The sequence below is a fragment of the Amycolatopsis sp. VC5-11 genome (assembly GCF_037034185.1).
Taxonomy (GTDB): Bacteria; Actinomycetota; Actinomycetes; order Mycobacteriales; family Pseudonocardiaceae; genus Amycolatopsis; species Amycolatopsis nivea.
The window spans coordinates 1-12879 of the sequence record NZ_JBAGKF010000005.1; the positions used below are offsets into that span (position 1 = coordinate 1).

10 protein-coding genes are annotated in these 12879 nt (G+C 68.2%); 5 read left to right on the plus strand and 5 right to left on the minus strand.

The features are described 5' to 3' along the window. Positions 1-266 precede the first annotated feature (266 nt). On the minus strand, positions 267-1397 hold the full coding sequence (locus WA670_RS17240; protein WP_043829247.1) for a steroid 3-ketoacyl-CoA thiolase: 1131 nt from the start codon (positions 1395-1397) through the stop codon (positions 267-269). Between the two features lie 256 nt (positions 1398-1653). Between WA670_RS17240 and WA670_RS17245 the strand changes: the two genes are divergently transcribed. The 3 genes from WA670_RS17245 (at position 1654) to WA670_RS17255 (ending at position 4804) form a co-directional block, all read left to right on the plus strand. Next, on the plus strand, positions 1654-2880 hold the full coding sequence (locus tag WA670_RS17245) for a cytochrome P450 (protein ID WP_037809990.1): 1227 nt from the start codon (positions 1654-1656) through the stop codon (positions 2878-2880). A gap of 66 nt (positions 2881-2946) precedes the next feature. Continuing rightward, positions 2947-3732: a transglutaminase-like domain-containing protein gene (locus WA670_RS17250; RefSeq protein WP_037809991.1), complete on the plus strand. Its 786-nt coding sequence runs from the start codon at positions 2947-2949 to the stop codon at positions 3730-3732. Positions 3733-3775: 43 nt separating this feature from the next. Continuing rightward, positions 3776-4804 (plus strand): YhjD/YihY/BrkB family envelope integrity protein, encoded by a 1029-nt coding sequence (locus WA670_RS17255; protein ID WP_134668190.1) that lies wholly within the window; start codon positions 3776-3778, stop codon positions 4802-4804. Here the strand turns inward: WA670_RS17255 and WA670_RS17260 are convergent. Genes WA670_RS17260 through WA670_RS17270 form a run of 3 tightly spaced genes read right to left on the minus strand, consistent with a single transcriptional unit; the run spans position 4801 to position 8000 of the window. Next, entirely contained in the window at positions 4801-5961 is a 1161-nt protein-coding gene (locus tag WA670_RS17260; RefSeq protein WP_336158271.1) for a thiolase domain-containing protein, read from the minus strand. The two genes, WA670_RS17255 and WA670_RS17260, sit on opposite strands and share 4 nt — an antisense overlap. After that, positions 5958-7010 (minus strand): thiolase domain-containing protein, encoded by a 1053-nt coding sequence (locus WA670_RS17265; protein ID WP_238607543.1) that lies wholly within the window; start codon positions 7008-7010, stop codon positions 5958-5960. Before WA670_RS17265 ends, WA670_RS17260 begins: the two co-directional genes overlap by 4 nt. A 6-nt stretch (positions 7011-7016) precedes the next feature. Continuing rightward, positions 7017-8000 carry a Zn-ribbon domain-containing OB-fold protein gene (locus tag WA670_RS17270; RefSeq protein WP_336158272.1) on the minus strand — a complete coding sequence of 328 codons (984 nt, stop codon included), beginning with the start codon at positions 7998-8000 and terminating at the stop codon, positions 7017-7019. Between the two features lie 81 nt (positions 8001-8081). Here WA670_RS17270 and WA670_RS17275 point away from each other — a divergent pair, with 81 nt between their 5' ends. Continuing rightward, positions 8082-9611 carry an acyl-CoA synthetase gene (locus WA670_RS17275; RefSeq protein ID WP_336158273.1) on the plus strand — a complete coding sequence of 510 codons (1530 nt, stop codon included), beginning with the start codon at positions 8082-8084 and terminating at the stop codon, positions 9609-9611. 818 nt (positions 9612-10429) lie between these two features. On the opposite strand, the gene WA670_RS17280 is transcribed toward WA670_RS17275, so the two are convergent. Beyond that, positions 10430-11218, minus strand: a complete 789-nt coding sequence (locus tag WA670_RS17280; protein ID WP_238607541.1) for a crotonase/enoyl-CoA hydratase family protein — start codon at positions 11216-11218, stop codon at positions 10430-10432. Between the two features lie 65 nt (positions 11219-11283). On the opposite strand from WA670_RS17280, the gene WA670_RS17285 reads away from it, so the two are divergent. Then, positions 11284-12879: an acyl-CoA synthetase gene (locus tag WA670_RS17285; RefSeq protein WP_238607540.1), complete on the plus strand. Its 1596-nt coding sequence runs from the start codon at positions 11284-11286 to the stop codon at positions 12877-12879.

Sequence of the window (12879 nt, forward strand, 5' to 3'; positions counted from 1 at the left end):
CGGGCGGTGCTGTGCTGGCACAGTTGCGCTTCTGGTTTGTCGCGGCGGGCGGTGCTGTGCTGGTTCGGTGGGGCTTCCGGTTCGTCGCGGCCACGGTGCTCGGCGCTTCGGGTTTGTCGCAGCGGCGGTGTCCTGTTGGCCCGGCTGGGCTTCGGGTTTGCCGCGGAGGCACCGCTCCGCCAGCTCAGCTCCGGCCCCAATCCGTCGCAAGGCCGCTGCTCCGCCAGCTCAGCCCCAGTCCGTCGCAGCGGCCCTGCCCGTCCAGCTCAGATCCGCTCCAAAATCGTCGCCGTAGCCATCGCCCCGCCCGCGCACATCGACACCAGCGCCGTCGTCGCGTCGCGGCGTTCCAGTTCGTGCAGGGCGGTCGTCAGCAGTCGCGCGCCGGTGCTGCCGACCGGGTGTCCCAGTGCGATCGCTCCGCCGTTGACGTTCACCCGCGTCTCGTCCGGATTGTGCATGCGCTGCCACGAAAGCACGACCGACGCGAAGGCCTCGTTCACCTCGAACAGGTCCACGTCGCCGATCTTCATCCCGGCCGCTTCGAGGACCCGCGTCGTCGCTTGCACCGGGCCGTCGAGGTGGTAGTACGGTTCCGCGCCGACCAATGCTTGCCGCCGGATCCGGGCGCGTGGGCGCAGGCCCAGCGAGCGCGCCAGCGACGCGTCCATGATCAGCACCGCGGCGGCGCCGTCGGAGATTTGGGACGACGAGCCCGCCGTGTGGATTCCGTCCGGCACCACGGGCTTCAACCGCGCCAGACCCTCCATTGTGGTCTCTCGCAGGCCCTGATCCCGGTCCACCACACCGGCTTCCGTCGTGACCGGCACGATTTCCCGCGAGAAATGCCCGGCCGACCACGCGGCGGCGGCGTTGGCCTGCGACCGCACTCCGAACGCGTCGACGTCCTCGCGCGTGATGCCGCGCCGGATCGCGATCCGTTCCGCCGCACCGTATTGGTCCGGCATGTCGATCGACCACGCGTCCGGTTTGGGGGAGCCGACGCCCTCGCCGCGGTTCGCGCCGAGCGGCACCCGGCTCATCGCTTCCGCGCCGCACGCCACGCCGACGCTGATCGCGTCCGCCGCGATCAAGCCGGCGACCAGATGCGCGGCCTGCTGCGCCGAACCGCATTGCGCGTCGATCGTCGTGGCCCCGGTCGATTCCGGCAGGCCCGCGTGCAGCCACGCGGTGCGGGTCAGGTTGCCGCACTGCTCGCCCGCCTGCGTGACCGCTCCGCCGATCACCTGCTCCACCTCGGCCGGATCGATGCCCGCCCGTTCGACCACCCCGCGCACCGCCGCGCCCAGCAGTTCGGCCGCGTGCAGGCCGGACAGCCAGCCGCCGCGCTTGCCGATCGGCGTGCGTGCCGCGGCCACGATCACCGGTTCGCCCACGAGTGTCCCCTTCCGGAAGCTCCGTACCTCGCAAAACTAGAACACGTTCCTGTTAATGACAAGCGAGCGCACGACAGCGCGGAAGTCGATCACGAACCGATGAGCGAGCGATCACCTGCACCAACAGCTTCTGGAACGGTAAAGTAAACAGGTTTCACTCAAGCGGGTTCCGTTGGTTAACACCGTATGCTCTACTGGGGTCATAGAACGCGTTGCAGTTGGGTATCACCGCCGATCCCGCGCAGGAGGCCAAGCCGTGGCAGCCCCGCTTTTGCCCGCCGGTTTCGACTTCACCGATCCGGACCTCTACGCCAGCCGGCTGCCCCTGGAGGAGTTCGCCGAACTCCGCCGCACGGCGCCCGTCTGGTGGAATCCGCAGCCGCACAACACCGCCGGATTCGGCGACGACGGCTACTGGGTCGTCACGCGACACGCCGACGTCAAGGCGGTCTCGCGTGACAGCGAGCTCTACTCGTCGAGGGAAAAGACCGCGATCATCCGGTTCGACGACCAGATGACCGCCGAGGGCCTCGACGCCAACCGGCTCGTCCTGCTGAACATGGACGCGCCGCAGCACACCAAGCTCCGCCGCATCGTGTCGAAGGGGTTCACCCCGCGCTCGATCGCGAAGCTCGAGGACACCCTGCGCGACCGCGCCGAGCGGATCGTGCACGAGGCCAAGAAGAAGGGCTCCGGCGACTTCGTCACTGACGTCGCGTGCGAGCTGCCGCTGCAGGCGATCGCCGAGCTGATCGGCGTGCCGCAGGAGGACCGGCTCAAGATCTTCGACTGGTCCAACCAGATGATCGCCTACGACGACCCGGAATACGACCTCGAGCCGATCGCCGCGTCGGCGGAACTCGTCGGCTACGCCTGGAACATGGCCGAGGACCGCCGCCGCTGCCCGATGGACGACATCGTCACGAAGCTCGTCCAGGCCGACGTCGACGGCGAATCGCTCGGCTCCGACGAGTTCGGCTTCTTCGTGATCCTGCTGGCCGTCGCGGGCAACGAGACCACCCGCAACGCGATCACGCACGGCATGAAGGCGTTCCTGGACCACCCGGACCAGTGGGACGTCTTCAAGGAACAGCGCCCGAAGACCGCGCCGGACGAGATCGTCCGCTGGGCGACGCCGGTCGTCGCGTTCCAGCGCACCGCGACCCGCGACACCGAACTGGGCGGCGCGCAGATCCGCAAGGGCGACCGCGTCGGGATGTTCTACAGCTCGGCCAACTTCGACCCCGAGGTCTTCGACGAGCCCGGCAAGTTCGACATCCTGCGCGAGGACAACCAGCACGTAGGCTTTGGCGGCACCGGATCGCACTACTGCATCGGCGCGAACCTGGCCCGGCTCGAGATCGACCTGATCTTCAACGCGATCGCCGAGGTCATGCCGAACATCGCCGAGGTGTCCGCTCCCGAGCGGCTGCGTTCCAGCTGGCTCAACGGGATCAAGCACTACCAGGTCCGCTACGCCTGAGCAGGCGAAACGCCCGGGGACACGACCTGACCGGCGAGGAGCGCGGCGCACCGGCATGATGGCCCCGTGCGCACGACGGTAGACGCGGAATTCGGCGTCCGGGTGACGAAACCCGGCCTCGCCGCGATCTCGGTCGCCGCCGTGCGCGCGGACGCCGGCGAACTCACCGTTTCCGACGCCGGTTCTGCGCGCACCGCCGAATTCGAACACGGCACGCGCGCGGAGGTGTACGACCTCGCCGAGGGCGAGCATCGCGTCGCCTATCACGGCGAACGCGTGCTGCACCGCGGCAACGCCGAACCCGTCACGCTCGCCGACATCGCGCGGTACACCCGGCCCAGCCGGTACTGCCCGTCCGACCGGATGGGCGGTCTGCTGCCGCCGGGTATCGGAGAACTGGACGGCGCGCGGGCACGAGTGCAGGCGATCGTCGACCACGTACACCGCAGGCTCGTGTATGCAGTCGGTTCCGGCGGTCCCACCCACGACGCCATCGACACGCTCCTCGCCGGCGAAGGCGTCTGTCGCGACTTCGCGCACGTATGCGTCGCACTGTGCCGACTCGTCGACGTACCCGCGCGCTACACGTCGGTCTACGCGCCTGGTTTGCAGCCGATGGACTTCCACGCAGTCTTCGAAGCAGGCATCGACGGCCGCTGGTACGTCTTCGACGCCACCCGGTTGGCCCCGCGCCAGACCATGCTCCGCATCGCGACCGGACGCGACGCCGCCGACACCCCGTTCCTCGCGACGCTGGGCTGCGAACTCGACTTCCTCGGCGCGACCGTCTTCGCCACGACCGACGAGCCGCTGCCGCGTGACGACGGGCACGCCCCGGTCGTACTGGCCTGAATGCGTGTCTTTTGCGACAAACAGCGCGTCCGCTGGGTAAACAGTGACGGTGAAGCGTTCCCGCAGGACCCCCGGGCCGAGCAAGTGGGCCCGCGCGCGTGCCCGGTACCGATGGCTGGACCACATCGCGCGCGCCACCAACCGGTACATCGACTACGGCGGCTACCACTACGTCGCGTCGATCACCTACTTCAGCCTGCTCTCGCTGGTGCCGATCCTCATGCTGTCCTCGTCGGCGGCCGGGTTCGTGCTCGCGACGCAGCCGCATCTGCTGGACGCGCTGGTGCGCGGCATTTCCGGATCGCTGCCCGGCCCGATCGGCACCCAGGTGTCGTCGATCCTGACCGGGTTCGTGGAGCAGCGCACCGGCGTCGGGGTCGCCGGTCTCGTGGTCGGGCTGTACTCCGGCTGGAACTGGATGAACGCGCTGCGGGACGCGCTCACCGCGATGTACGGCCAGAACCGGTCCGACGGGCCGCTGCTGCGCACGATCCTCATGGACATCCTGGCGTTGCTCGGGCTCGCCGCGGCGCTGCTGGTGTCGTTCGGGATCTCGGTGTCCGGCACCGCGGTCGGCCGTTCCCTGCTCGGACTCGTCGGCGTCGAGGACACGAGCTGGGGGCACAACCTGCTGTCGTTCGTCTCGGTGCCGCTGGCGTTGCTCGCGGACTGGATGGTGTTCCTGTGGGTGCTCACCCGGTTGCCGCGCGAGCGGGTCGGATGGCGCAGCGCGATGCGCGGCGCGGTCGCCGCGGCGATCGGATTCGAGCTGCTCAAACTGGCCGGCGGGTTCTACCTGAACTTGATCAGCAAGTCGCCGTCCGGCGTGGCGTTCGGTTCGGTGATCGGTCTGCTGTTCTTCATCTCGCTGATCGCGCGGATGCTCGTCTACATCACCGCCTGGACCGCCACCGCCCGCGACGCTCCCCGCAAGCCGATCCAGCCCCCGGCGGCGACGCAGCTGCGCCCGATCATCGCGCCCAAGCAGGACAGCGCGAAGGCGGCCGTGCTGGGCGCGGTGGTCGGGGCGCTGGGGACGTTGTTCGCCTTGCGGGGGCGGCGGAGAGACTAGGGCTTTTCCGAGCCGACGACCCACATGCTGAAGTACTGCGAGCCGCCGCCGTAGGCGTGCCCCATCGCGATCCGGGCGTCGTCCACCTGGTAGTCGCCAGCGCGGCCCATCACCTGCTTGGCCGCCTCGGAGAACCGCAGCATCCCGGACGCGCCAATGGGATTCGACGACAGCACGCCGCCGGACGGGTTCACCGGCAGCCGTCCGCCGATCGCGGTGTCGCCGGCTTCGGTGATCTTCCAGCCCTCGCCCTCGGCGGCGAAGCCGAGGTTTTCCAGCCACATCGGCTCGAACCAGGAGAACGGCACGTAGATCTCCGCGACGTCCACTTCGGACAGTGGGTCCTTGATGCCCGCGTCGCGCCACAACGCGGCGGCCGCGTCGCGACCGGCTTGCGGGCTGACCTGGTCGCGTCCGGCGAACGTCGTCGGCTCGGTCCGCATCGCCGTCGAATGGATCCACGCCGCGCCGCCCGGCACCGCGTCGCCGGCGGCTTCGTCGCCGAGCACCATCGCACAGGCGCCGTCGGAGGACGGACACGTTTCGTCGTACCGGATCGGGTCCCACAGCATCTGCGACGCCTGCACCGACTCGACCGTGATGTCGGACTGTTGCAAGTGTGCGAACGGATTCAGCGCGCCATTTCGCCGATCCTTCGCCGCCACGATCGCCCCGATGTGTTCGGGCGCACCAGAACGGCGAATATACGACCGCACGTGCGGCGCGAAATAGCCACCGGCGCCAGCGCCGACCGGCATCTGGAACGGCGGCAGGATCGACAGGCCCCACATCGCGTTCGATTCGGACTGCTTCTCGAACGCCACCGTCAGCACGCGCCGGTGCACGCCGGACTGGATCAGCGAAGTGGCGACCAGCGCCGTAGACCCGCCGACCGAACCCGCGGTGTGCACCCGGATCAACGGTTTCCCGTTCGCGCCCAACGCGTCCGCGAGGAACAGTTCGGGCATCATGACGCCCTCGAACAGGTCCGGCGCCTTGCCGATCACGACGGCCTCGATGTCGTCCCAGCCGACCTGGGCGTCCGCCATCGCGCGGTCGATCGCTTCGCGGAGCAGACCGGCCATCGACACGTCGGTGCGCTTCGCGCGGTGGTGCGTCTGCCCGGTCCCGAGCACCGCGGCGAGCTGTTTCGTCATCGTGCCTCCAGCACGGCGAGGAGGTTCTGCTGCAGGGCAGGTCCGCTGGTCGCGTGGGCGAGCGTCTTCGCCGCCTCGCCGCGGTGGATGCGCGCGGCGGCCTCGCCGATGCGCGCGAGCCCGGCGGAGAACATGGGATTGCCGGTGAGCGCGCCGCCGGACGGGTTGATCCGGACGCTGTCATCGAGACTCAGTTCGCGGCGCAGGATGAGTTCCTGGTGCGTGAACGGCGCGTGCAGTTCGGCCAGCTCGACCCCGTCGAGATCCAGCCGGGCCGCGGCAGCGGCGGTCGACGGTGACCGCGTGAGGTCGCGTGCGCCGAGAACGGGGGAGTCGATGCGGTGGTCCAGCCCGGAGATGATCGCGGGCCGCTCCACGAGGTCGCGGGCTCGTTCTTCCGAAGCCAGGATGATCACCGATGCGCCATCTGTCACCGGCGCGATGTCATGTGCGCGAAGGGGATCGGCGACGTACGGGGTGTCGAGCAGTTCGGCGACGTCCACCGTTCCGGACAGCTGCGCGGCCGGGTTGTTCGCCGCGTCCGCCCGCGAGCGGGCAGCGACTTCGGCCAAGTCCTTTTCGGACCACAGGCCGCCTTCGAGACCCAACCGGGCTTGCAATCCAGCGATCGCCAGCGAATCCGGCCACAGCGGAGTGACGAGGTACGGGTCCAGCTGCATCGCCATGACCCGGCGGAGCTGTCCGGCGCTGGCTTTGCCGAATCCGTACACCAGCGCGGTGTCGACCTCGCCGGTGCGGATCTTCAGCCAGGCTTCGTACAGCGCCCAGGCGGCGTCCATTTCCACATGGGACTCGTTGATCGGCGGGAACGCGCCCAGCGCGTCGACCGCGGCGATGAACGAAAACGCGCGCCCGGCAAGGTAATCCGACGAGCCGGAGCACCAGAATCCGATGTCTTGTTTGGACAGTCCGGTCGCGGCGAAGGCCTCGGCGAGGATCGGCACGAGCATTTCCACGCCGTTGGTGGTGCCCTCGGTCTTGCGGACGTTGGGCGCCTGCGCGAAACCGGCTACGGCTACTTCAGGCATGGTTCCTCACAGGTGGTGGGCGAAGGTCTCGTACGCGGCGTCCGGCTCGCCGGTGGGTTCGAAGTGGCTGATGTTCTCCAGCGACGTCCACCATTCCTCGCGCGGCCGCCAGTTGGCGCGCACGCGCATGCCCATCCGGACCTCCTCGGCGGCGCAGCCGAGCACCAGGTGCAGGAAGGCGATGTCGGCCCCGTCCAGCAGGATGTAGGCCGCGACGTACGGCGGTTTGATGCGCTGGCCGAGGAACGGCACGTTGACGATGCAGAACGTCGTGACGATGCCGGTGTCGGGCAGTTCCACCTCGTCGGTGGTCGGCACGCCGTCGACCGGGCACGCGCCGCGCGGCGGGATGTAGACCTTGCCGCATTCGGGGCAGCGCTGGCCGAGCATCCGGCCTTCGGCGAGACCGCGCAGGTACCGGCTTTCCTCCGGCGACGCGGAATGCTGGTATTTCAGGTGCACCGGCGTGATGATCACGCTGATCGGTGCGCCTTCCTCGCGTTCGGCCACCGGCGGGGGAGCCTCGGTGGGCGCGGTGTCCGGCGCGTCCGCAGGCAGGAAATACGCGATGTCGCGGATGTGGCCGACGGTTTCGTCCGCCCACCGCACGCGCACCCGCTGTCCGATGTGGACATTGTCCGGAGAGCCGGCGTCGAGTGCATGGAGCAGGCTGGTGTCCGCGCCGTCGAGTTTCACCAGCACCCAGGCGAACGGACGCGACAGCGGCTGGCCGTCGAGCGGATCCGCGCACCAGGACCAGGAAACAACGGTGCCTTCGTCGGCGACCGGGACGAACTCCGTCAACGGGTCCGCGGTGGCCGGGTCGTACTCGACCGGCGGCACGTGCACGCGACCGTCGCTGCCGCGCACGCCTTCGATCCGGCGTTCGCGAAGCGCGTTGACGAACCGGCCGAGCACCGGGCCGGTCGAACGGGTGTAGTCGAAGCCGACGTTGAGCGGCGCCGACAGAGGGGCATCCGAAACCGTCACGGCTCCGAGTGAAACACGTTCTCGAATCCGAGGCAAGGAACCTGTTGTGTCTATGTGGAACGCGTTCTAGATTTGGGAGCTATGGACCTGGGACTGTGGACCATCGCCGCGGCCGAGCCCGCCCGGGTGGCGCTGGTGGATCCGGACGGGCGGGAAATTTCCTACGGCGATCTGACGGCGAAAGCCAACCGGTACGCCTCGGGGCTGCGCGAACTCGGCCTCGGCGTCGGCGACGCGGTAGTGCTGCTGCTGCCGAACGGCGACGACCTGGTCGCGGCGTACTTCGCGGCGATCCAGACCGGGCTGTACGTGGTGGTGGTGAACTGGCATCTCGTCGGACCGGAAGTCGCGTACATCCTCTCCGACAGCGGAGCCAAGGCGTTTCTGGCGCACGAGCGATTCGCCGACGTCGCGGTGGCTGCGGCTGACGAGGCTGAGTTGCCTGCTTCGGCGCGGTTCGCCGTCGGTTCGGTGCCGGGCTTCCGTCGGGTCGAGGAATTGGGTGCCGGGCTCGGGGACGGGCGGCCGGACAATCGGACCGCCGGTTCGCCGATGCTCTACACCTCGGGCACGACCGGACGGCCCAAGGGAGTCAAGCGGCCGTTGACCGGGGCGGATCCGGATCAGGTGCCTGCCGCGTCGACGTGGTTCTTCGGGGTGTTCGGGCTGCAGCCGTTCGACGACCACGTGCATCTGTGCGGGTCGCCGCTATATCACACGGCGGTGCTGAATTTTGTGGCTATTTCGCTGCAGCTGGGGCATACCGCGGTGCTGATGGACCGTTGGGACGCCGAGGAAATGCTGCGGCTGATCGAGCGGCATCGGGTCACGCACAGCCATATGGTGCCGACTCAGTTCCGGCGGTTGCTTGCCCTGCCGGACGACGTGCGCACGAAATACGATCTCAGTTCGCTGCGCGTGATGATTCACGGGGCCGCGCCTTGCCCGCTTGAGGTGAAGCGGCAGATGCTCGAGTGGTGGGGCCCTGTCGTTACTGAGTATTACGCGGCGACTGAAGGCGGCGGGACGGTGATTTCCGGCGAGGACTGGTTGCGGAAGCCTGGGTCGGTCGGGTTGCCGTGGCCGGGGTCGACGATCCGGATTCTCGATGACGCCGGGGAAGAAGTGCCGGTCGGCGAGACCGGTGCGGTGTACATGAAGATGGGCGACTCGAAGTTCGAGTATCACCGGGACAAGGCCAAGACGGAGAAGGCCAGGGTCGGGGATTTGTTCACGTTGGGTGACGTCGGGCATCTCGACGAGGACGGGTATTTGTTCCTGCATGACCGCAAGGCCGACATGATCATTTCCGGCGGGGTGAATATTTATCCCGCGGAGATCGAGGGGGAGTTGGTGATGCATCCGAAGATCGCCGACGTCGCGGTGTTCGGGGTGCCGCATGAGGATTGGGGGGAGGAGATCAAGGCGGTGGTGCAGCCCGCGGAGGGGGTTGAGGGGTCGGACGAGTTGACGGCTGAGCTGCTGGCTTATGCGGAGACTCGGCTGGCTCGGTTCAAGTTGCCTCGGTCGGTGGATTATTTGCCGGAATTGCCTCGGGATCCGAATGGGAAGTTGTATAAGCGGAAGTTGCGGGAGTTGTACGTTTCTTGAGGTGAGTTGTTGCGGCTGGGCCTGGTGTCTCGCACGCGGAGCGTGCGGTGGGTCCGCTGCGCTTCGGCGGGGGCTCGCCGCCCCTCGACTGGTCGTTGGGTCGGGCTCACCGCCCCTCGGCCCGGCCGTGGGATGGGCCCATCGACCCTCGGCCTGGTGGCTGTGTGGGTCGCTGGCCTTCGGCCTGGTCGTGGGGTGGGGCTCACCGTCCCTCGACTGGTCGTGGGGTGGGGGCTCGCCGTCCCTCGGCTTGGTCGTGGGATGGGCCCATCACCCCTGAGGCTGGTCGTTGGGTGGGCCGCTGGCCTTCGGCCCTGTCGTGGGATGGGGGCTCACCGCCCGTCAGCTGGTCGCTAGGTGGGGCCCACCACCCCTCAGCCTGATTGTGACTACGGCGCGGGGGTGCTTGTCAAGGCGGGAAAGATGCCTTGACAAGCACCCCCGCGCCGTGTTTTTGGCTGTGTATCGGGGTTGCGGGGGTGTGGGTGCCTTGATTGGTTGGGTGCGTCGGCTGCGGTTGGTGCGCGGCTTGGGTGGTTGGTTGCGGTGGGGTTCGCGGGTGGCGGTTTAGCGCCCCAATGTGGCATTGGGTGCATGTGACGCACCGAATGTGGCATTGGGTGCATCCTGCGCACCCAATGTGGCGTTCGGTGCATCTGACGCACCCAATGCCGCGTTGGGGCGCATCGCGGGCGTCCGGCGTACGGGGGCGGGCGGTCCGTGAAGGGGTCCCTCACGGCGTGCGGGAGGTGCGGGAGGCGAGTGAGGGGAACCCTGGGGGAATCAGAGTCAATGAGGGGTCCCCTCACGTACCTTCGTCAGCGGCCTTGGAAGTCGGGCTTGCGTTTTTCCGTGAAGGCCCTCGGGCCTTCCTTCGCGTCGGCGGAGGCGAAGACTTCGATGCCGTATTTGGCGTCCAGTTTGAAGGCTTCTTCCTCGTGCATGCCCTCGGTGTCGCGGATGGTCTTGAGGATCGCGCGTATCGCGAGGGGGCCGTTGTCGTTGATCAGTTCAGCGAGTTCCAGCGCGCGAGCCAGCGCTTGACCGTCGGGGACGACGTGGCCTACCAGGCCTATGTCGCGTGCCTCCGCGGCGGTGATGTGCCTGCCGGTGAGGAGGAGGTCGGCGGCGACGGTGTACGGGATCTGCCTGGGCAGCCGCACGGCTGAGCCGCCCATCGGGAACAGGCCCCAGCGGGGTTCGGAGACGCCGAATTTCGCGCTCTCCGCGGCTACCCGGATGTCCGTGCCCTGCAGGATTTCCGTGCCGCCCGCGATGGCCGGGCCTTCGACTGCGGCGATGAGCGGTTTGGTGAGGCGGCGGCCCTTCAGCAGGCCCTCGATGCGGCTCGGGTCGAAGGAGCCGTTCGAGAAGGACTTGTCGGGGGCGTTGCGGGACATGGATTTCAGGTCCGCGCCCGCGCAGAACGCGCCGCCGGCGCCGGTGAGGACGCAGCTGCGCACCTGGTCGTCCGAATCCACCCGGTCCCAGGCCTCGACCATGATCGAAAGCATTTCGCCGGTGAGGGCGTTGCGGGCTTCCGGGCGGTTCATCGTCACCACGAGCGTGTGGCCTTCGAGGCTGACGAGTGCGTGGGGTTCGGCCACCGGGGCCTCCTTCTCAGCTGGCCGGGGTCATTGCCCAGAACGATAACATGTTCTACTTTGGGTGCGTGGCACTCAACATCGCGGATCTACTCGAGCACGCCGTCGACGCCGTGCCGGAACGCGTCGCGGTCGTGTGCGGCGGACGCCAGGTCACCTTCGCGCAGCTGGAGAAACGCGCGAACCGGCTGGCGCACCATCTGTCCGCGCACGGCGTGGGACCCGGTTCCCACATCGGTGTCTATTCCCGGAACTCCATCGAGGCGCTGGAAGTCATGTTCGCCGCGTACAAACTGCGCGCGATCGCGGTGAACGTGAACTACCGCTACGTCCACGGAGAACTCCGCTATCTGTTCACCAATGCCGACCTGGTGGCGCTGGTGCACGAGCGGCGCTACTCCGACCGGGTGGCGGCGGTGCTGCCGGAAACGCCAAAACTGAAACACGTTGTAGTCGTCGAGGACGGGTCGGACACGCCGTACGAGACGGGCGTCGAGTACGAGTCGGCGCTCGAGGGCGAGTCGGACGAACGCGACTTCGGCGAGCGCAGCGCCGACGACCTGTACATCCTCTACACCGGCGGCACCACCGGTTACCCCAAGGGCGTGCTGTGGCGGCACGAGGACATCTGGCGCGCGCTTGGCGGCGGCATCAACTTCGTCACCGGCGAGTACGTCCCGGACGAATGGACGCTCAGCGAACAAGGCAAATCCGGTTCGCTCGTGCGCCTGCCCGCCGCGCCGCTGATCCACGGGGCCGCGCAGTGGGCCGCGTTCGGTGCGCTGTTCACCGGCAGCCCGGTGGTGTTCGTCCCGCAGTTCGACGCGCACGACGTGTGGCGCGCGGTGCAGGAACACAAGGTGCAGGTGCTGACGATCGTCGGCGACGCGATGGCGCGGCCGCTTGTGGACGCGTACCGCTCCGGCGAATACGACGCGTCGTCGCTGGTCGCGGTGTCGAGCCACGCGGCGCTGTTCTCGCATTCGGTGAAGCAGGAATTCCTCGAGATGCTGCCGAACGTCGTGATCACCGACGCGATCGGTTCGTCGGAGAGCGGGTTCACCGGAATCGGCATGGTGGGCAAGGATTCCGACCATTCCGCCGGGCCGCGGGTGAACTTCGGCAAGGACGCCATCCTGCTCGACGACGACGGCAACCTGGTCGAACCGAAGCCCGGCGCGATCGGGCTGATCGGCCGCCGCGGGCACGTCCCGCTCGGCTATTACGGCGACCCGGAGAAAAGCCGCACCATCTTCACCGAGATCGACGGCGTCCGCTACGTCGTGCCCGGCGACTACGCGCGCTACGAGGAAGACGGCACGGTCACGTTGCTGGGCCGGGGATCGCAGTGCGTGAACACCGGCGGCGAAAAGGTGTATCCCGAAGAAGTCGAGGGCGCGCTGAAATCGCATCCGGACGTTTTCGACGCGCTGGTCATCGGCATCCCGGACGACCGGCTCGGCCAGCGCGTCGCCGCCGTCGTCCAGCCGCGGCCCGGCGTGCGGCCTGATCTGGCGGCGCTGGAAGCGCACGTGCGGACCGAGGTCGCCGGATACAAGGTGCCGCGAACGGTGTGGCTGGCCGAGGAAATCGGCCGTTCGCCGAGCGGGAAACCGGATTATCCGTGGGCCCAGCGGTACGCCGCCGAACACGAACCCGCCTAG

Coding starts and splice junctions, on each gene's coding strand:
- WA670_RS17275 (WP_336158273.1), top strand. CDS start 8,082: ATGGACCTGGGACTGTGGACCATCGCCGCGGCCGAGCCCGCCCGGGTG.
- WA670_RS17265 (WP_238607543.1), bottom strand. CDS start 7,010: ATGCCTGAAGTAGCCGTAGCCGGTTTCGCGCAGGCGCCCAACGTCCGC.
- WA670_RS17260 (WP_336158271.1), bottom strand. CDS start 5,961: ATGACGAAACAGCTCGCCGCGGTGCTCGGGACCGGGCAGACGCACCAC.